Raw genomic sequence first — 18,271 nt, 5'->3', positions numbered from 1 at the left:
CGAGACGCGCAAGACGGTAGTGACGGGCGTGGAAATGTTCAAGAAGCAGCTGGACGAAGGTCTTGCTGGGGACAACGCGGGTCTGTTGCTGCGCGGCATTCCGAAGGAAGACGTGGAGCGCGGGATGGTGCTGGCGAAGACCGGATCGATCACGCCGCACACGCGCTTCAAGGGCGAAGTTTACGTGTTGTCGAAGGAAGAAGGCGGCCGTCATACACCGTTCTTCAAGGGCTACCGCCCGCAGTTCTACTTCCGCACGACGGATGTGACGGGCACGGCAGAGCTTCCTGAGGGCGTGGAGATGGTGATGCCGGGCGACAACGTGCAGCTTGTGGTTGAGTTGCACACGCCGGTGGCCATGGAAAAGGGCCTCCGGTTTGCGATTCGTGAAGGCGGACGTACCGTCGGCGCAGGTACCATCAGCGAGATCATCAAGTAAGGGATGTGGGGTGGGACCGAAACAATATTCGGTCCCTAAACCCCGGAAGGTAGAGCAATGGTAGGTCAGAGAATTCGCATCCGGTTAAAGGCATACGACTATCGTGTGCTCGACACCTCGACCGGCGAGATTGTGGAAACGGCCAAGCGCACCGGAGCTTCGGTGGCCGGCCCGATTCCTTTGCCGACGGTGAAGAACAAGTATTGCGTGCTGCGTTCGCCGCACGTGGACAAGAAGTCGCGTGAAGCTTTTGAGATCCGCACGCATAAGCGCTTAATCGACATCCTTGAGCCGACGCAGCAAACAGTAGACGCGTTGATGAAGCTCGATCTGCCTGCTGGCGTGGACGTCGAGATCAAGGCGTTCGAGAAGTAAGTTGTATGAACCCCGGCAGTGCGATGCGTACAGCTTCGCATGATGAGGAGAGGACGATATGGCAATTACGGGAATTCTGGGTAAAAAGATCGGCATGACGCAGGTCTTCGACGAAAAGGGCGACGTGCATCCGATCACTGTGCTCCAGGCAGGACCCTGCGTGATTACGCAGTTGAAGTCTCTTGCCAAGGATGGCTATGAAGCTGCGCAGATCGGATTGGTTGAGTTCGTCAAAGCGAGCAAGCTAACCAAGCCCGAGGCGGGACATCTGGCCAAGACCGACGCGCCTCCGGTGAAGTACGTGAAGGAATTCCCGCTTGAGCTGGGCGCTGATGGTGCCGAAAGCACGAAGGCTGGCGATCGCGTTTTGGTTGATATTTTTTCCGATGCCAAGTTTGTCGATGTGGTAGGCACTTCTAAAGGTCGCGGTTTTGCGGGTGTCGTTCGCCGTCACAACTTCGCTGGCGGTCCTGCGGCACACGGTCACATGTTCCAGGTGCAGGGATCGATCGGTGCATCGAGCTTCCCTTCACGTGTATTCCCGGGTCAGCGTATGCCGGGACACTTCGGAACCGATCAGGTGACGGTACGCAATCTGCGGATTCGTGGCATTGATCTGGATGAGAACCTGCTGATGGTAGAAGGTGCGGTTCCTGGTCCTCGCGACGGTTACGTGATGATCACCAAGGCTAAGGCTCCGCCGCGTGAGCGTCGTGGATTTGCCGGCTCCGGTACGGTTGATCCGTTGAAGGCCTCGAAGAAGGCATCGCCCAAGAAGAAGTAAGGCGGCCTGTTAAGAAATATGCGCTCTAAGGGTGAATCCGGCCGGGTGCGACAAGATGACGAGCTGACGGGCAAGTAAGTCAGCGGAAGAAGAAGAAGATGGCAAACGTGGATGTAGTCAATCTGGATGGCAAAAAGGTGGGCTCGGTGGAGCTGGCCGACGCTGTTTTCGGCGCGGACCAGGTCAATGAGGCTCTGCTGTGGGAGGCCGTGAAGCATTACCGTGCCTCGCAGCGTCAGGGCACGCACGCCACCAAGAATCGCAAGCTTGTTGCCGGTTCTGGCAAGAAGCTTTGGAAGCAGAAGGGCACGGGCCGTGCTCGCGTTGGTTCGGTGCGCTCGCCTCTGTGGCGCCATGGCGGTACGGTGCACGGACCCCAGCCCCGCAGCTATGAATATGCCTTTCCGCGCAAGAAGCTTCTGGGCGCTCTGCGCTCGGCTCTTGCGGCAAAACTCGCCGACGGCAAGCTGACCGTGGTCGATACGCTTGAGATTAAAGAGTCGAAGACCAAGCTCTATCGCAAGGCTTTGGACACGCTCGGAGCAACTCGTACGACGCTGCTCGTGGAGAATGGCAAGACGCTGACGCAGGCTCTGGTATTAGGCGCTCGCAATCTGGATGGAGTTGAACTGGTGCTGAACAATGAGGTTCATCCCTACGATCTGCTGCGCTACGAGCGGGCTATCTTTTCGAAGGCCGCAATTGAGCAGCTGAGTGAGGCGCTGATCAAAACCGTGTCGAAGCGCAAGCTCGCACAGACGGAGGCTGCGTAATGCCGACACTGTATACCGTAATTCGCCGCCCGCTGATTACTGAGAAGGGCCTGAGCGTGAAGGAGACCGAGGGAACACTGGTCTTCGACGTGGCGCCCGAGGCCAGTAAGACTGAAGTGAAGCAGGCCGTTGAGGCTCTCTTTAAGGTGAAGGTAGCTGCGGTCCGCACTTCGAATGTGCTGGGCAAGGAACGCCGTCGTGGCAAGTTTGCCGGCTTCCGCCCGGATTGGAAGAAGGCATACGTCCGGCTGAAGGCTGGCGAAAAGATGCCGGAGTACGTGAGCAACCTGTAAGACGCGGTTGGCTCGGTACTAGATGGAATTATCGGAGCCTATGTGGCTTCCGGAGAAACGGGGAGAATGGCGCTTGAAGGATTGAGCGCGGATTTTCCAGGACAAAAGACGATGGCTATCAAGACATACAGACCGGTAACGCCGACCCTGCGCTTCAAGAGCACGCAGGTGAACGACGACATTACCTCGTCGACGCCGCACAAGCCGCTGCTGACAACGCGTAAGCGTACAGGTGGTCGCCGCAATTCGGGCGATCTGACCATCCGTCATCAAGGTGGTGGGCACAAGCAGAAGATCCGCCTGATCGACTTCAAGCGCGATAAGGCTGGTGTTCCAGGCACGGTTGCGACGATCGAATACGATCCGAATCGCTCATCGCGCATTGCGTTGGTGCACTATGCGGACGGTGAGAAGCGCTATATCTTACAGCCGGTTGGTCTGAAGGTTGGCGCCACAGTAACCTCGGGTCCAGATGCCGACATTTTGGTAGGCAATGCATTGCCGCTCAAGTTTATCCCTGCCGGCACCACGGTACACGCGATTGAGCTTCGCCCCGGCAAGGGTGCGCAGATGGCGCGTTCTGCCGGCACACAAGCGCAATTAGTAGCCAAGGAAGGCGACTACGCATTGTTGAAGCTTCCTTCGGGTGAAACCCGCAAGGTGCTGGTCGAGTGCATGGCCACGATTGGCCAGGTGGGCAACACGGACCATGAGAATGTTTCGATCGGTAAGGCCGGCCGCAACCGCTGGAAGGGTATTCGCCCGACCAACCGCGGCGTGTCCATGAATCCGGTTGATCACCCGCATGGTGGCGGCGAAGGCAAGACTTCGGGTGGACGTCACCCAGTGACGCCATGGGGCCAGCCGACACGCGGATACAAGACACGCAACAATAAGCGGACCGATGCATTCATCGTCAACCGCCGGACGAAGTAAGGAGCGACTGAAATATGGCACGTTCGACGAAGAAGGGTCCGTTTGTAGATACGCACCTGAGCGTGAAGATCGAGGCGCTCAACACGGCCAACGACAAGAAGGTTGTGAAGACCTGGTCGCGACGCTCGACGATCTTCCCTGAGTTTGTGGGGCACACCATTGCCGTGCACAATGGCAAGAAATTTGTTCCGGTGTACGTGACCGAGAACATGGTGGGACACAAGCTGGGTGAGTTTTCACCGACGCGTACCTTCAAGGGCCACACTGCAGGCAGGGCGGCTGAAGCCGGCGCGAAGGCGAAGTAACAAGTCAGGACATATGGACCGGCGATGAACGACGGATCGCTGGCCGAGAGATTGAGGAAGAGACGATGGCAGTCGAGATAAAAGAATACCGGGCCGAGGCCAAGTTTCAGCGCGTGTCGCCACAGAAGGCGCGTCTGGTGCTCGATTTGATCAAGGGCCGAGGAGTGCAGGAGGCGCTGGAGACAGCTGCCTTTACCAAGAAGCGCATTGCTCCGGTGATCCACAAGTTGCTGGTGTCGGCGGTGGATAATGCCAAGTACGTGGCAGGCGAGCGGGGAACAGACTTGGACGTGGATAACCTCTATGTCAGACAGGCCCTGGCAAATGACGGACCGCGCATGAAGCGTATCCGTCCTGCGCCAATGGGCCGCGCATACCGTTATCAACGCCGGCTTGCGCATATCGTGCTCACCGTTGCCGAACGCAACAATACGACGCTTGTCACCAAGGTGGAAGAGCCGGTCGGAACTACAAAACCTGCGAAGAAGGCTCCGGTCAAGAAGGCCACGGCAAAAAAGGCGCCGGCCAAGAAGGCAGCCGCAACAAAGAAGGCAGCTAAGTCAGCCTAACCAGATTTAGGAATTAGGGATTTGAGGTAAGAACTATGGGACAGAAAGTCCATCCTTACGGATTCCGGCTCGGAGTGAACAAGCCGTGGCGTTCGCGCTGGTACTCGGAGCGCGACTATGACAAGCTCCTTGTCGAAGATGTAAAGCTCAAGGCTGAGTTGCGCGAGAAGCTCAAGGCTGCTGGCGTCAGCTCAGTCGAGATCGAGCGTCCGGGTAACAAGTTGCGCTTCCTGATCCGTACCGCGCGTCCAGGCATTGTGATCGGCCGCAAGGGCGCCGAGATCGAGAAGCTCAAGACGGAGCTCGGCAAGCGTACCAACCGCGACGTGTTCATCGACATTATCGAGGTGAACAAGCCGGAGCTGGATGCTCAGTTGGTTTCTGAGAACATCGCGCTACAGCTTGAGAAGCGTGTCAGCTTCCGCCGCGCCATGCGTAAGAGCGTTGACTCGGCGCTGCGTTTTGGCTGCAAGGGCATCAAGGTTCGTGTTTCTGGCCGTCTGAACGGCAATGAAATCGCGCGCTCGGAGTGGTATCTGCAGGGCCGTCTGCCGCTGCACACACTCCGCGCTGACATTGACTACGGTTTCACCGAGGCCAACACAACCTATGGTGTGATCGGCGTCAAGGTGTGGATCTATCGCGGCGATATCTACGAGCAGAAGCGCCGCCAGCCGCAGCCGGTTGGCACGTCGGTGTTCTAAAGACAGCTACCCGTCTTCAGTACCTGATTGCCAGATTTGGCTTTCAGGGAGCGGGGCGGGAAGAGGCTGCAGTAGGCAGTAGAAGGAAATAAAGCTAAGCGCTGGTAGCTGGAGAGCTAGTAGCAGCTTTTGAGGGTTTCATTATGTTGATGCCAAAGAAGGTGAAGTATCGCAAGCAGCAGAAGGGCAAGCGCCGCGGTAAGGCGTGGCGCGGTTCCTCGCTTGCGTTCGGCGAGTACGGCTTGAAGGTGCTTGAAGCGGGTTACATTACTGACCGCCAGATCGAGGCCAGCCGTATTGCCATGACCAGGTTCATCAAGCGCGGTGGCAAGATCTGGCTGCGCCTATTCCCGGACAAGCCGATTACCAAGAAGCCGGCTGAAGTCCGAATGGGATCGGGTAAAGGTGCGCTCGACCATTGGGTTGCCGTAGTCAAGCCGGGCAAGATCCTCTTCGAGATGGAGGGTGTCGCGCCGGAGATTGCTCAAGAGGCAATGCGCCTTGCGTCGAACAAGCTGCCCTTGAAGACCAAGTTTGTGCAGCGTCCGGGCGTTATCAAAACTGCCGCAGAGAAGGAAACGGCTGCCTAAGCAGCTTGTGAAGGATTGAGTGGTGAGGAAGTCCCGCAAGGGAGACTCCCGCCGCTGGAGAAGAGAAGATGGAACTCGATAAGATTCGCAACTTGAGCGATGAAGAACTTGTAAGCACGGAGAAGACCTCGGCGGAACAGCTTTTCCGCCTACGCTTTCAGACCTCCATGGGCCAGAACGACGGAGTGAAGAAGCTTCGTGAACTGCGCAAGGATATCGCTCGCATCAAGACCGTGGCGCGTGAGCGCCAGCTCGGCATCGCCTCGGCGCAAGCCGGAACGAATCCAGTGGCGGCGAAGGCTGGAAAGAAGGGAGCACGCTAAATGGCGAACGAAGAAGCAGTGCAAACGCCGGCGGCTGGCTCGCGGCGCAATGAAAAAGTCGGCAACGTGGTCTCGACAAAGATGCAGAAGACTATCGTGGTCGAGGTGGAGATGCGTAAGGCGCATCCCAAGTACAAGCGCATCGTGAAGAGCTCGAAAAAGTTCTATGCGCACGACGAGCAGAACTCGGCGCGCCTCGGCGATGTGGTTCGCATTCGTGAGACGCGTCCGACAAGCAAACTGAAGCGTTGGGCATTGGAAGAGATCGTCCGCCGCTCTTCGCTCGGTCAGATCGAAGATTCAGCGCCGGCAGCGGTTTAACGCGCAGGGAAAGAGGGAAGAACCATGGCAGTGCAAATGAGAACCATGCTCGCGGTGGCCGATAACTCCGGCGCGCGCAAGCTGCAGGTGATCCTGCCCCTGGGCGGCGGATTGGGAAAGAAGGCGAGTCTCGGCGATGTGGTTACAGCCGCCGTGAAAGAAGCCTCGCCCGATGGCACCGTGAAGAAGGGCAAGGTTGTGAAGGCGGTCATAGTCCGCACCCGCAAAGAGTATCGCCGACGTGATGGAACCTACATTCGTTTTGACGAGAACGCTGCTGTGGTGATCGACGATGCGCATGAGCCGGTGGGAACGCGCGTATTCGGACCCGTCGCTCGTGAGCTCCGCGAGAAGAAGTTTTTGAAGATTGTTTCGTTGGCGCCTGAAGTTGTTTAACGCCAGCTAACCACTGAGAGAGATTAAGATGCCGAGTTTAAGTATTCATCGCAACGATACGGTTAAGGTCCTCGCGGGATCGGACCGTGGCAAGACGGGCCGTGTGCTGCGCGTCTTCCCGGATAAGGGTACAGTGCTCGTCGAGCACGTTCGCGTGGTCAAGAAGACGATTTCGAGCAAGACGGGCCAGCGCACCAAGGGTGGCATTGCCGAGCAGGAGTCGCCCATCAACGTCTCCAACGTGGCGCTCACGTGCTCGAATTGCGGCGTGGCACACGTCGGCTTCAAAACCGAAGGCGAATCCAGGGTTCGTTTTTGCAAGAAGTGCGGGCAGGACCTGCCCACCAAAAAGTAAGCCGGCAGCTGAAGAGCTGGCGGTGAAAAATTGAATACCTGCCGCAACGGTACACGGCGAGCGAAAGCTGATCCACCCCGACGACCGGCAGAAAGAGAGCAAAGAGAAATGGCAGCAAGGCTGAAAGAGAAATATCACAAGGAAATCAAGCAGGCTCTGCAGAAGGAGCTGAGTCTTGAGAATCCGATGGCAGTACCGCGGCTCGAGAAGATCGTGCTGAACATGGGTCTGGGTGAGGCAACGCAGAATAATAAGCTGCTCGATCCACTCGTAGGCGACCTGGGGTCAATCAGCGGCCAGAAGCCGGTAACCACGAAGGCGAAGAAGTCGATTGCGGCTTTCAAGGTTCGTGAAGGCATGGCAATTGGTGCGATGGTGACGCTGCGGAACGACAGGATGTACGAGTTTCTGGATCGCCTGGTTGCCACGGCTCTGCCGCGAGTACGTGATTTCCGCGGCGTCTCGACCAAGAGCTTCGACGGGCGCGGTAACTATACGCTCGGCCTGCGCGATCAGCTGATCTTCCCGGAGATCGATTACTCCAAGGTAGAAAAGCTGAAGGGCTTGAACATTACGATTGTGACCACGGCGAAGGACGACAACTCAGCGCGCGCGCTGCTCAAGGCCTTCGGCATGCCCTTTCGTCAGGGCGCGTAAGAGGAGTTTTAAGATTTATGGCAACTACTGCAAAACGAGTGAAGGACGCGCGGAAGCCGAAGTTCAGCTCCCGCAAGCACAACCGGTGCAAGCTTTGCGGACGCCCGCGCGGCTTTCTGCGTAAGTTTGGCGTATGCCGCCTGTGCTTCCGTGGACTGGCGCTAAAGGGCGAAATCCCCGGCGTTGTGAAGTCAAGCTGGTAAAGAGCTGTTGAACCGATTTTCTGTTTTGTTTAACCATTTCCGCTGGTTTCCGACCTTGTGCCGGACGAACGGGAAATGAAGGAGAAGGAATGAGTCTGACCGACCCAGTAGCAGATTTTCTGGCACGCATCCGCAACGCGATCCGTGCGCGCCATCAGAAGCTCGATGTCCCGGCTTCCAAGCTGAAGACCGAGATTGCCCGCATTCTTAAGGAAGAGGGTTACATCTCGAATTACAAGACCCAGGAAGAGGAAGGTAAGCTGGTGCTCCGCGTGTACTTGAAGTATGGCGGCAGCGAAGCAGCCATCCGCGATCTGGCTCGTATTTCCCGACCCGGCTGCCGCGTGTACATCGGACGCGATGAGATCAAGCGCGTGCAGGGTGGACTGGGCATCTCGATCATGACTACCCCAAAAGGCGTCATGACTGGCCGTCAGGCGCGTCGTGAAGGCGTGGGCGGCGAAGTGCTCTGCGAAGTCTGGTAGGGAATGGCCGTCCAGGCAGTTGCCTTCGGCGTTACCAAGCTGATTGTTTCGTAGGGTTCAAGCATGTTTTATGGGGAGGTTTGACCCTCCCGGCTGCAGTGGAACGATGACAACATCGGGACTCGCAAGCCAATGAAGGATTAAGTCGATGTCGCGTATTGGAAAGAAGCTGATCCCGCTGCCGGCGGGTGTGAAGTATAAGGTGGAAGGCAACACCGTGCTCGTCGAAGGCCCCAAAGGAAAGGTCTCAGCATTGGTTGCCGAGGGCATTACGCTCGAGACCAAGGATGGTCAGCTGCACGTAAACCGTGCCAGTGATAAGTTTGCTGCCTTTCATGGACTTACCCGCGCTCTGGTTTTCAACGCGGTTGAGGGTGTGACCAAGGGCTGGACGAAAGAACTGGACATCGTCGGCATCGGCTACCGTGCCGAGTTGAAGGGCAAAGGTACGGTGGTCTTCACGCTTGGCTACTCGCACCTGATTGAGTTCCCTTTGCCCACGGGCATTGAAGTGGCGATTGATCCCAAACAGACGCACCTGACCATTACCGGAATCGACCGGCAGAAGGTGGGCCAGGTGGCGGCCGACATGCGCTCGCTGCGTAAGCCGGACCCCTACAAGAACAAGGGTGTCCGTTACACCAACGAGAAGCTGAAGAAGAAGGCCGGCAAGACTGGCTCGAAGTAAGAACTGTTCACAGTGAAAAGGTGACAGGGCACAGAAAATAAACTGACCACTGTCACCTGTTCATTGAATTTACCGAACGGGGCCGCAGGGCGACTCCGCTGATAGGAAGAAGAAATATGATCACGCATACCAAAAGAAACGAGATTCGCCAGCGCATTCACTCGCGCATCCGCCGCAAACTTGCTGGCAGCACCGAACGCCCGCGGCTGAATGTGTATCGCTCGCTCAACCACATCTACGCGCAGGTGATCGACGATCAGACAGGCATCACACTGGTCGCGGCTTCGACCATCAAGTCGAAGACCGGCGGCAATGTAGCTGCTGCCAAGGAAATCGGCAAGGAGATTGCGCAGAAGGCAGTCGAGAAGGGCATCAAGAAGGTAGTCTTCGATCGCGGCGGCTATCTCTATCACGGGCGCATCAAGGCGCTTGCCGATGCAGCACGCGAGGCTGGCCTCGAGTTCTAACCGCCTTTAGTGGGTAGCGTTCGGTCGAGAGTGTCGGCCGATTGAGATGAGTTTTCCAGGGAGCGCTAGCGCGGCCCGGAAGGACAGACGAGAGCAATGACGATTTTGAAGAAGAAACTCGATGCCAACCAGTACAACCTGAAAGATCAGGTGGTGGCTATCAACCGTGTGACCAAGGTGGTCAAGGGCGGCAAGAATATGTCCTTTGCCGCGCTTGTGGTCGTGGGCGACGCAGCTTCGGGCGTGGTGGGCTACGGCTCCGGCAAGGCCAAGGAAGTGCCGCAGGCGATCCGCAAGGGAATTGAATCCGCTAAGAAGAATCTGGTTCGCGTGAACTTGACCCAAACCACGATCCCGCATCAGGTGCTTGGCCGCTTTGGCTCGGGCCAGGTGCTGCTGAAGCCCGCGCCTGAGGGCACCGGTGTAATCGCCGGAGGCGCAGTCCGCGCCGTGATGACCTCGGCCGGTGTGCAGAATGTGCTGACCAAGAGCCTCGGAACCGCGAATCCGCACAACGTGATCAAGGCGACATTTGATGCGCTGGTTCAACTGCGCGACAGGGCCGAAGTTGCCGCCATGCGCGGCAAGGCAGTGGAGGAGCTCTAAATCATGGCTGAAACCAATAAGATTCGCATTCAGTATTACCGCTCGGCCATCGCTACGCCTGTGAAGCACAAACTGGTGGTTAAGGGCCTGGGCTTTACGCGTCTCAATCAGATCGTCGAGCGCGAAGATTCCGGCGCGATCCGCGGAATGGTGAAGAAGATTCCGCATCTGGTTCGCATCCTAGAGCAGTAATCCAGCAGCGGGGTGGAGCAGATGTTCAGAAGAAGATGGGGTTTGTTTGGCAAGCTCATTTCTGATGAAGGTTTCACTCTGGCGTATGCTTTCAGAGGTATCACTTACGCAGATGCACGGGGCTCGTTCTGGTTTGAGTTGATGGATGGAATTTTATTTCCGACTCCACGTCAAACAACCGGTGATCCGGTGCAGTTGAAGCAGCCCGAATTGGACGAGATGTTGGATCGTGTTGTTCGGGGAATCAGATCAGATGGTCACGCTGTTGAGATATATCACAGCAGTGAAAAATAAACGCGAGTCGGCGGTCACGCTGGCGATATAGCGAGGAAAACATGGCAAAGAATCTCTCCAATCTACGCGCGCCCAAGAAGGCGAACACTGGGCGCAAGCGTGTCGGTCGTGGTATGGGCTCCGGCATGGGCAAGACTTCAACCCGCGGCCACAAGGGCCAGGGTTCGCGTTCCGGCTCCAGCCTGATGCGCGGCTTTGAAGGCGGCCAGATGCCGCTGCACCGTCGCCTGCCCAAGCGTGGCTTCACGAATATCTTCCGCACCGAGTATACGGTCATCAATCTTGACCGTATCGCTGAACTGGGCGTGACGGAAATCGCTCAGGACGACTACAAAAAGCTTGGTTTGGCTTCGAGCAAGAAGGCTCTCATCAAGATTCTTGGCTCGGGCGAGCTGACCTCAGCTATGACGATTTCGGCGCACAAGTTTTCTAAGTCGGCTGTTGAGAAGATTGAAAAGGCTGGCGGCAAGGCTGTTGTGCTTGGTGGCGAACCGGAAGCGGCGAAGGCCTAGTTAGTAGGTCTAGGCCTTAAAGTGAAACCTCAGGGGCCTCGTTTGGAGTTAGCCAGCGCGACAGCCCTGAGCCACGGCGGCTAAGATGAAAGCTAACGGACAATTCGGCGCCCGCAGGCGCGAAGGGTAAACCGAAACATGCTTGAGAAGTTCCTGAATATCTTCCGGATCCCCGATCTGCGCAAGCGTGTGTTGTTCACGCTTGGCATCCTAGCTGTCTACCGGCTTGGCGCGTTCATCCCCACTCCGGGAATCAATGCGCCTCTGTTGGAGCAGATGTTCCAGTCGCAGAGTGGCTCGGCGCTGGGCCTGATGGACCTGTTTGGCGGCGGCAACCTGCGTCGCATGACTATCTTTGCGCTCGGCATCATGCCCTACATTACGGCGTCCATCATCTTTCAGCTGTTGACAGTGGTCTACGAGCCGCTGGCGCGCATCCAGAAGGAAGGCGAACTGGGCAGGCGAAAGATCACGCAATGGACTCGTTATGTGACAGTGGTGCTAGGCGCGTTGCAATCCATCGGCATTGCCGCGATTCTGACCAAGCAAGGACTGGTATTGCATCCGGGTATCGGCTTTAGCCTGATGACAGTGCTGACGCTGACGACCGGCACAGCCTTCATCATGTGGCTCGGCGAACAAATTACCGATCGTGGCATCGGTAACGGCATGAGCCTGCTGATCTTTGCCGGTATCGTCGCCGGCCTTCCGCGAGGCATGGCAGATCTGGTGCAGAAGATTCAGTCGAATGCGTGGGGCGCGTTTACGCTCATCGGCATCCTGCTGGTGCTTGCCGGCATGATTGCTGTAGTCGCTTTCATCGTCTATGTTGAGCGCAGTGAACGGCGCATTCCTATCCAGAGTGCGCGGCGCATAGTAGGCCGCCGCATGATGGGAGGTGCTTCCAGCCACCTACCTCTCAAGGTAAACTCGGGCGGCGTAATGCCTGTAATCTTTGCCAGCTCAATCCTTTCTGCGCCGCTGCTCCTGGCACAGTTTGACTGGGTGCAAAATAACCGGCTTTTACAGCCGATTATGCGTGCCCTTGCGCCTGGTGAACCTTGGTATGAGCTCCTCTATATGCTGGGCATTATCTTCTTCGCTTACTTCTACGTGTCGATTGTGATGAAGCCGGACGATATAGCAGACAATTTCCGCAAGTCGGGTTCGTTCATTCCCGGCATCCGGCCCGGCAAGCGGACCTCGGACTACATTAACGACATCCTGACCCGGATCACACTAGTTGGCGCGCTGTACCTGATTATCATTTCGTTGGTTTCGACATTCATGATCTCAGGCATCCATCTGAACCATCTGTGGCTCGTGGGCCGCGCCTTTGATGCTTTACCTGCCTGGATGACTAATGGCCTCGGATTCAGCTTCGCCTTCGGTGGTACTTCACTGCTGATCGTGGTTGGCGTAGCTATGGATACTGTGAACCAGATTGAATCGCAGTTGATCATGCGGCACTACGATGGCTTTTCTCCTCGCTCGGGCCGTATTCGTGGAAGGAAGACCTGGTAATGTCGTCTTCCTTGCCTGAAATTGCAAGCGGCCGGGAAGCGGAGCAGGCAATCGCTCCCGGCCCTATCCTTTTGCTCGGTGCACCGGGTGTAGGCAAAGGCACACAGGCAAAGGAACTGGTCAAGATGTGGGGCATCCCGCAGATTTCAACCGGTGACCTGCTGCGCTTTCACAAGGATCACGGCACGGAACTGGGCCGAATTGCCAAGGGGCTCATGGAGCGGGGCGAGCTGGTTCCGGATGACCTCGTAAATGACATGGTCGCCGATCGCCTCGCCAGGCCAGATACACTGCGTGGCTATATTTTGGATGGGTTTCCGCGCACATTGAATCAGGCCAACTGGCTGGATGAGCGCCTTGCGAACGAAACAGGCAGTATTCCGGTGGTTGCTGTTAGCATCCAGGTAGATTATAATCAGTTATTGCGTCGCATCACTGGACGCAGGAATTGTCCTGTCTGCGGCACCATCTACAACATTTACGCAAAACCGCCTGGAGTTGAGGGCACTTGCGATGTAGAAGGCGCTGCTTTGGTACAGAGGGCTGACGATACGGAAGCAGTTTTCGCGCAGCGAATGAAGTCATACGCTGCGTTGACCGCACCGGTCGTTGACCACTACCACACCCAGGGACGTTTCGTGGAAGTGGACGGTGACCGGCCAATTGAGGCGGTTTCCGATGAAATTGTTGCCGCCGTCAAGCGGTTGCGGGCAAGTTGACGCAGCCTGACGGTGAGTTTTGCGTGTGTAAGTGCAAGTGAAGGCAGGGTTTTGAGTGGCTGTTGTCCTCAAGTCGTCGAAAGAGATCGAAAAGATGCGCCGCGCTGGGCATGTGGTCCGGCAGGTGTTGGAGCGGGTGTCGGCGACGGTGAAACCGGGTGCCACCACTGCTGATCTTGATCGTATAGCAGAGGAAACGCTGAAGGAATTTGGCGCGAAAGCGGCTTTCAAGGGATATCACGGTTACCCGGCGGTGCTTTGCACATCGGTGAATAGCGAAGTTGTTCACGGTATCCCTTCATCGAAGCGAATTTTGAAGGAAGGCGATATTGTTTCGCTGGATTTCGGTGCAATTGTGGACGGTTATTACGGCGATTCCGCTGTAACAGTAGCGGTGGGTGAGAAGATTGACCCGAAGACCGAAAAATTACTGAAGATAACGGAGGAATCGCTGAAAAAGGCGATCTCCGTGATTAAGCCCGGCGCAACCTTGGGTGACATCGGCGAGGCAGTTCAGACGATAGTCGAGGCCGAAGGGTTTTCCGTGGTGCGTGATTTCGTAGGCCACGGAATTGGTTCTTCCATGCATGAGGATCCTCAGGTGCCAAACTTTGGCACTGCTGGTCGCGGCATGAAGCTGAAAGCAGGCATGGTGCTTGCCATTGAGCCGATGGTGAATGCCGGCAAGCCAGAGGTTCGGGTTCTGAAGGATGGCTGGACGGCTGTGACAGACGATGGAAGCATGAGCGCTCATTTTGAGCATACGGTGGCGGTAACCGACACCGGAGCAACGATTCTGACGGCGTAAACAATACGCTCGTCCAAAACATAAGGGCGCGAGAGCGCAGCGGGATACAGTTTGTCGAAAGAAGACGCGATTGAGGTAATGGCAACTGTCGTTGAGACATTGCCGAATGCCATGTTTAAGGTCAAGCTCGAACAGGGGCATGAGGTTCTGGCTCACGTTTCGGGCAGAATGCGGAAGAACTTTATTCGTATTCTCCCGGGAGATCGAGTGGCAGTGGAACTGAGCCCTTACGACCTGAATCGCGGACGGATTGTGTACCGCTATAAGTAAGTTGTTAACCCCGCGTGGTCAGCAGGATACGTGGAGAAAAGGCAGTAGTCGAAATGAAAGTCCGTGCATCGGTAAAGAAGATTTGCGTCAAGTGCAAGGTGATCAACCGCAAGGGTGTGGTTCGAGTGATCTGCGAAAACGCAAAGCACAAGCAGCGTCAGGGCTAATAGAGCCTGGCAGAGCGGAACCTCCGTCTATGGGGCGAGTTAGCTTGAATCAAGGCTTGCGATGAACCCCGGAGAAATTCCGAATTAACCCGTGCGGACCGGCGCTATGCCGGAGGGCACATAACCTGAGTAGTAACGAAGGATTTTCGAATGGCACGTATTGCAGGCGTCGATCTGCCCCGCAACAAGCAGGCTCGGATTGCGCTGACCTACATTTACGGCATCGGTGATCCTCGCGCAGCCAAGATTCTGGAGAAGGCGAATGTGGATGCCTTCAAGAAGATCCAGGACCTGGGCGAGGACGAGGTGAACCGCATCCGCCAGGTGATTGAGGACGAGGGTGACGTCGAGGGCGATCTCCGCAAGGACGTCCAGATGCACATCAAGCGTCTCATCGATATTCAGAGCTTCCGTGGCAGCCGGCATCGTCGTGGTCTGCCCGTACGTGGACAGCGCACACATACCAATGCCCGTACACGGAAGGGCCCTCGTAAGGGCACAGTGGCAGGCAAGAAGAAAGCGACGGCGAAGACTTAATGGCGAAGGAGCAAAAGGGCGCCGGCAAGGCTGCCAAGAACAAGAAGTTCAAGAAGCGCGAGCGCAAAAATGTACCGTATGGTATCGCGCACATTCAAGCCACATTCAACAACACCATCGTGACCATTACGGACCAGGTGGGCAACACTCTGAGCTGGAAGACAGCAGGCTCCCTGGGCTTCAAGGGCTCACGCAAGGGAACTCCGTTTGCGGCACAGCAGGCAGCGTCGAACGCGGCCAGCATTGCTCGCGATCACGGTCTTCGCGCCGTCGATGTGCGCGTTGCAGGTCCGGGTTCGGGTCGCGAATCTGCGATTCGTGCGCTTGCCGCCGCAGGCATCGACGTTCGGTCGATCCGCGACGTTACGCCGGTTCCGCATAACGGCTGCCGTCCGCCGAAGCGCCGCCGCGTCTAAGACAAAGTAACCGGGCCGGGACGAAGCGCAAAGCGCGTAAACCGGCCGTCACTCGAAGTTGAGGAGAAGAAATGGCTCGTTATACCGGAGCAGTCTGCCGCCTTTGCCGCCGCGAAGGCACCAAGCTCTTTTTGAAGGGCACTAAATGCACCTCCGATCGCTGCCCGATCGAGAAGCGTAACTTTCCCCCGGGACAGCACGGCAAGGATCGCAAGGCCAAGATCGTTGGTTATGGTCTGCAACTGCACGAGAAGCAGAAGGCCAAGCGTATCTACTTCACGCTGGAAGGTCAGTTCCGCGCCTACTACGAGAAGGCTAACCGCGCGCAGGGCGTAACCGGCGAGCTGCTTATTCAGCAGCTTGAGCGCCGTCTCGATAACGTTGCGTATCGTTTTGGCTTTGCCATCTCGCGCCGCCAGGCACGGCAGGTTGTTCGTCATGGCCATGTGCAGGTGAACGGCAAGAAGGTGAACATTCCTTCCTACCAGGTGAACGTGGGCGATGTGATCGCAATCCGCGAAGAAGCCAAGAAGCACGTGATCATTGAGCAGTCGGCGCAGTACGCCGCACAGAACCCGGTGCCGGCATGGATCGATGTCGACTTTACGAATTTGTCCGGCCGTGTGCTTTCCCTACCCGGACGCAAGGATGTGAACCTGCCCGTCAACGAGCAGCTGATCGTCGAACTTTACAGCAAGTAAGCAGTGAACAGGTGGCAGTGGGCAGTGGTCGGTACGACCGGCTGTCCGCTGTTTCCGGTCTGCTGACAACTCACACTGAAGGAGAACTTGCGCGGCCGCCGCAAAATGCATCGCGACGTACTTGCCGCGCGGGAATCGAGAGATGAATATGCTTTGGAGAGGTTTTCAAAAACCTAAGCGCCTGGCGGTCGATGCCGAGACGCTCACAGAAACCTACGGTAAGTTCAGCGCCCAGCCGTTTGAGCGCGGCTTTGGCACCACGATCGGCAATGCGCTGCGCCGCACGCTGCTGAGCTCGATTGAAGGCGCCGCTGTCACAGCAGTCCGCATTGAAGGCGTGTTGCATGAGTTCCAGTCCATCCCCGGCGTCGTTGAGGACGCAACCGACATCATCCTGAATCTCAAACAGGTTCCCTTCAAGCTGGCGGGTGAAGGCCCGAAGGCGCTTTATCTGCGCGCCGACCAGCCCGGCGTCGTGACCTCCGGCATGATCGAAGCCGACGGCGACGTTGAGATCCTCGACAAGAACGTCTATATTGCTACGGTCTCCGAGGGCGGCAAGCTCGAGATGGAGATGCGCCTGAAGCGTGGCCGCGGTTATGTCTCCGCCGACAAGAACTTCGACGCAGACCTGGGTCTTGGCTTCATTCCGGTGGACTCGGTTCACTCGCCTGTGCGCCGCGTAAATTATGTCGTTGACGCTGCCCGTCTCGGACAGATCACCGACTACGACAAGCTGACGCTTGAAGTGTGGACCAACGGTGCTGTTCTGCCGGCCGATGCTGTGGGCCTGGCTGCCAAGCTGCTCAAGGACCACATGAACATCTTCATCAACTTCGAAGAGGAAATGGAAGCCGAGGCGCGCGGTGAGGAAGGCCGTGTTCTGCTGCGCAACGACAACCTAAACCGCTCTGTCGAAGAATTGGAGCTTTCGGTCCGCAGCTACAACTGCCTGAAGAACGCCAACATTCAGACGATTGGCGAACTGGTGCAGAAGACTGAAGCTGAGATGCTGAAGACGAAGAACTTCGGTCGCAAGAGCCTGAACGAGATCAAGGAAATTCTCGCGCAGATGGGCCTCTCGCTGGGCATGAAGATCGACGAGAACGGCAATGCGGTCCCCGGGCCGACGAGCATTCCACCCGCGGCTGCGTTGGCTGCCAGCTATGGCCGTTACGACGACGAGGACGAGCCACTGGACTCGGTCGATCTGCAGCTTCCGACCGAAACAGAGAACTTCTAGCAGGGATCAGTGGTTAGGGCCAGTGATCGGACGGTCACTGGCTGATTGATTGCCGAAAGACGGCAATCAGGACTAACGACTGAATACTGAAAACTGATCGCTGAGTTGAAAGAGAGTTTGTTATGCGCCATCGCAATGCAGGATTTAAGCTCGGACGCAACACCAGCCACCGCCGCGCGCTGCTGCGGAACCTGGTCACGTCCATTATTGTGGAAGATCGCGTGGAGACGACCGTGGCCAAGGCCAAGGCTGTTCGTCCGCACGTGGAAAAGATGATCACCCTCGGCAAAAAGGGCGATCTGCACTCGCGCCGTCAGGCGCTCAGCTTCCTCATGACCGACACGGCTGTCACGCGGCTCTTTGAGACCGTGGCGCCCCGTTATGGAGACCGCCAGGGCGGTTATCTGCGGATCGTTCGCACAGGCTTCCAGAAGGGCGATGGCGCCGAGAAGGCGTTCATTGAACTGCTGGGTGCTGAGAAGCAGCTCGACGAGAAGCGCCAGAAGCGCGCCGAAGTGAAGGCCAAGAAGCGCGAAGAGCTCGAAAAGCAGCTCGAAGAAGCTAAGAAAGAGCAGGGCGGCGAAGAAGCTGCTTAATCGCGGCTTCCTTCAGCTCTGCT

Annotated in this window: 33 protein-coding genes; all 33 read left to right on the top strand. The window is 57.0% G+C overall.

Features of this window, described 5'->3' with window-relative positions; all coding sequences use genetic code 11:
* Positions 1-439, top strand: a 439-nt coding sequence (locus tag VO84_RS04655) for an EF-Tu C-terminal domain-related protein (RefSeq protein ID WP_269431402.1), incomplete at its 5' end; no start/stop codon positions are given.
* A gap of 57 nt (positions 440-496) precedes the next feature.
* On the top strand, positions 497-814 hold the full coding sequence (gene rpsJ / locus VO84_RS04650; RefSeq protein WP_058186123.1) for a 30S ribosomal protein S10: 318 nt from the start codon (positions 497-499) through the stop codon (positions 812-814).
* Positions 815-872: 58 nt separating this feature from the next.
* Positions 873-1,598, top strand: a complete 726-nt coding sequence (rplC, locus tag VO84_RS04645; RefSeq protein WP_058186122.1) for a 50S ribosomal protein L3 — start codon at positions 873-875, stop codon at positions 1,596-1,598.
* A gap of 98 nt (positions 1,599-1,696) precedes the next feature.
* On the top strand, positions 1,697-2,371 hold the full coding sequence (gene rplD, locus VO84_RS04640) for a 50S ribosomal protein L4 (protein WP_058186121.1): 675 nt from the start codon (positions 1,697-1,699) through the stop codon (positions 2,369-2,371).
* Positions 2,371-2,664 (top strand): 50S ribosomal protein L23, encoded by a 294-nt coding sequence (locus VO84_RS04635; RefSeq protein ID WP_058186120.1) that lies wholly within the window; start codon positions 2,371-2,373, stop codon positions 2,662-2,664. The genes rplD and VO84_RS04635 overlap by 1 nt, the downstream gene beginning before the upstream one ends.
* Before the next feature lie 111 nt (positions 2,665-2,775).
* The gene (rplB, locus tag VO84_RS04630) at positions 2,776-3,600 is read left to right on the top strand and encodes a 50S ribosomal protein L2 (protein ID WP_058186132.1); all 825 of its coding nucleotides are present in this window, start codon (positions 2,776-2,778) and stop codon (positions 3,598-3,600) included.
* A 14-nt stretch (positions 3,601-3,614) separates the two neighbouring features.
* Complete coding sequence (gene rpsS, locus VO84_RS04625; protein WP_058186119.1) at positions 3,615-3,905, top strand: 30S ribosomal protein S19; 291 nt, start codon at positions 3,615-3,617, stop codon at positions 3,903-3,905.
* Positions 3,906-3,970: 65 nt separating this feature from the next.
* The gene (rplV, locus tag VO84_RS04620) at positions 3,971-4,474 is read left to right on the top strand and encodes a 50S ribosomal protein L22 (protein WP_058186118.1); all 504 of its coding nucleotides are present in this window, start codon (positions 3,971-3,973) and stop codon (positions 4,472-4,474) included.
* A gap of 35 nt (positions 4,475-4,509) precedes the next feature.
* The gene (rpsC, locus tag VO84_RS04615; protein ID WP_058186117.1) at positions 4,510-5,178 is read left to right on the top strand and encodes a 30S ribosomal protein S3; all 669 of its coding nucleotides are present in this window, start codon (positions 4,510-4,512) and stop codon (positions 5,176-5,178) included.
* A 143-nt stretch (positions 5,179-5,321) separates the two neighbouring features.
* On the top strand, positions 5,322-5,768 hold the full coding sequence (rplP, locus tag VO84_RS04610) for a 50S ribosomal protein L16 (RefSeq protein WP_058186116.1): 447 nt from the start codon (positions 5,322-5,324) through the stop codon (positions 5,766-5,768).
* 68 nt (positions 5,769-5,836) lie between these two features.
* Positions 5,837-6,091 carry a 50S ribosomal protein L29 gene (rpmC, locus tag VO84_RS04605; protein WP_058186115.1) on the top strand — a complete coding sequence of 85 codons (255 nt, stop codon included), beginning with the start codon at positions 5,837-5,839 and terminating at the stop codon, positions 6,089-6,091.
* A complete protein-coding gene (rpsQ, locus tag VO84_RS04600) occupies positions 6,092-6,412 on the top strand; it encodes a 30S ribosomal protein S17 (RefSeq protein ID WP_058186114.1) in 321 nt (106 codons plus the stop codon).
* Positions 6,413-6,436: 24 nt separating this feature from the next.
* Positions 6,437-6,808, top strand: coding sequence for a 50S ribosomal protein L14 (gene rplN, locus VO84_RS04595; RefSeq protein ID WP_058186113.1), 372 nt, complete (start codon positions 6,437-6,439; stop codon positions 6,806-6,808).
* Between the two features lie 28 nt (positions 6,809-6,836).
* Positions 6,837-7,163, top strand: coding sequence for a 50S ribosomal protein L24 (gene rplX / locus VO84_RS04590; RefSeq protein ID WP_058186112.1), 327 nt, complete (start codon positions 6,837-6,839; stop codon positions 7,161-7,163).
* 108 nt (positions 7,164-7,271) lie between these two features.
* Positions 7,272-7,820 carry a 50S ribosomal protein L5 gene (gene rplE / locus VO84_RS04585; RefSeq protein WP_058186111.1) on the top strand — a complete coding sequence of 183 codons (549 nt, stop codon included), beginning with the start codon at positions 7,272-7,274 and terminating at the stop codon, positions 7,818-7,820.
* 17 nt (positions 7,821-7,837) lie between these two features.
* Positions 7,838-8,023, top strand: a complete 186-nt coding sequence (locus tag VO84_RS04580) for a type Z 30S ribosomal protein S14 (protein ID WP_058186110.1) — start codon at positions 7,838-7,840, stop codon at positions 8,021-8,023.
* A gap of 89 nt (positions 8,024-8,112) precedes the next feature.
* On the top strand, positions 8,113-8,508 hold the full coding sequence (gene rpsH, locus VO84_RS04575) for a 30S ribosomal protein S8 (protein WP_058186109.1): 396 nt from the start codon (positions 8,113-8,115) through the stop codon (positions 8,506-8,508).
* A 148-nt stretch (positions 8,509-8,656) separates the two neighbouring features.
* The gene (rplF, locus tag VO84_RS04570) at positions 8,657-9,196 is read left to right on the top strand and encodes a 50S ribosomal protein L6 (protein WP_058186108.1); all 540 of its coding nucleotides are present in this window, start codon (positions 8,657-8,659) and stop codon (positions 9,194-9,196) included.
* Between the two features lie 116 nt (positions 9,197-9,312).
* Positions 9,313-9,663 (top strand): 50S ribosomal protein L18, encoded by a 351-nt coding sequence (gene rplR / locus VO84_RS04565; RefSeq protein ID WP_058186107.1) that lies wholly within the window; start codon positions 9,313-9,315, stop codon positions 9,661-9,663.
* Positions 9,664-9,759: 96 nt separating this feature from the next.
* Positions 9,760-10,269, top strand: a complete 510-nt coding sequence (rpsE, locus tag VO84_RS04560) for a 30S ribosomal protein S5 (RefSeq protein WP_058186106.1) — start codon at positions 9,760-9,762, stop codon at positions 10,267-10,269.
* 3 nt (positions 10,270-10,272) lie between these two features.
* On the top strand, positions 10,273-10,461 hold the full coding sequence (gene rpmD, locus VO84_RS04555; RefSeq protein WP_058186105.1) for a 50S ribosomal protein L30: 189 nt from the start codon (positions 10,273-10,275) through the stop codon (positions 10,459-10,461).
* 42 nt (positions 10,462-10,503) lie between these two features.
* Complete coding sequence (locus VO84_RS04550; RefSeq protein WP_157439721.1) at positions 10,504-10,755, top strand: hypothetical protein; 252 nt, start codon at positions 10,504-10,506, stop codon at positions 10,753-10,755.
* 41 nt (positions 10,756-10,796) lie between these two features.
* Positions 10,797-11,267: a 50S ribosomal protein L15 gene (rplO, locus tag VO84_RS04545; RefSeq protein ID WP_058186103.1), complete on the top strand. Its 471-nt coding sequence runs from the start codon at positions 10,797-10,799 to the stop codon at positions 11,265-11,267.
* A 138-nt stretch (positions 11,268-11,405) separates the two neighbouring features.
* Positions 11,406-12,791, top strand: coding sequence for a preprotein translocase subunit SecY (gene secY / locus VO84_RS04540; protein ID WP_058186102.1), 1,386 nt, complete (start codon positions 11,406-11,408; stop codon positions 12,789-12,791).
* A complete protein-coding gene (locus VO84_RS04535; protein WP_058186101.1) occupies positions 12,791-13,510 on the top strand; it encodes an adenylate kinase in 720 nt (239 codons plus the stop codon). The genes secY and VO84_RS04535 overlap by 1 nt, the downstream gene beginning before the upstream one ends.
* A 55-nt stretch (positions 13,511-13,565) precedes the next feature.
* The gene (map, locus tag VO84_RS04530) at positions 13,566-14,318 is read left to right on the top strand and encodes a type I methionyl aminopeptidase (RefSeq protein WP_082661711.1); all 753 of its coding nucleotides are present in this window, start codon (positions 13,566-13,568) and stop codon (positions 14,316-14,318) included.
* A 51-nt stretch (positions 14,319-14,369) separates the two neighbouring features.
* Positions 14,370-14,588 (top strand): translation initiation factor IF-1, encoded by a 219-nt coding sequence (infA, locus tag VO84_RS04525; protein WP_058186100.1) that lies wholly within the window; start codon positions 14,370-14,372, stop codon positions 14,586-14,588.
* 53 nt (positions 14,589-14,641) lie between these two features.
* Positions 14,642-14,755, top strand: coding sequence for a 50S ribosomal protein L36 (gene rpmJ, locus VO84_RS04520; RefSeq protein ID WP_058186099.1), 114 nt, complete (start codon positions 14,642-14,644; stop codon positions 14,753-14,755).
* Between the two features lie 150 nt (positions 14,756-14,905).
* Complete coding sequence (rpsM, locus tag VO84_RS04515) at positions 14,906-15,292, top strand: 30S ribosomal protein S13 (RefSeq protein WP_058186098.1); 387 nt, start codon at positions 14,906-14,908, stop codon at positions 15,290-15,292.
* On the top strand, positions 15,292-15,708 hold the full coding sequence (gene rpsK, locus VO84_RS04510; RefSeq protein WP_058186097.1) for a 30S ribosomal protein S11: 417 nt from the start codon (positions 15,292-15,294) through the stop codon (positions 15,706-15,708). Before rpsM ends, rpsK begins: the two co-directional genes overlap by 1 nt.
* A 71-nt stretch (positions 15,709-15,779) precedes the next feature.
* Positions 15,780-16,409, top strand: a complete 630-nt coding sequence (rpsD, locus tag VO84_RS04505) for a 30S ribosomal protein S4 (RefSeq protein ID WP_058186096.1) — start codon at positions 15,780-15,782, stop codon at positions 16,407-16,409.
* 148 nt (positions 16,410-16,557) lie between these two features.
* Positions 16,558-17,652 carry a DNA-directed RNA polymerase subunit alpha gene (locus tag VO84_RS04500; protein ID WP_058186130.1) on the top strand — a complete coding sequence of 365 codons (1,095 nt, stop codon included), beginning with the start codon at positions 16,558-16,560 and terminating at the stop codon, positions 17,650-17,652.
* Between the two features lie 122 nt (positions 17,653-17,774).
* A complete protein-coding gene (gene rplQ / locus VO84_RS04495) occupies positions 17,775-18,248 on the top strand; it encodes a 50S ribosomal protein L17 (RefSeq protein ID WP_058186095.1) in 474 nt (157 codons plus the stop codon).
* Positions 18,249-18,271 lie beyond the last annotated feature (23 nt).

This window comes from Occallatibacter gabretensis (assembly GCF_001449115.1).
GTDB lineage: Bacteria > Acidobacteriota > Terriglobia > Terriglobales > Acidobacteriaceae > Telmatobacter > Telmatobacter gabretensis.
Note: the sequence above shows the minus strand (reverse complement) of the source record. Positions and strands in the feature narration are given on the sequence as shown.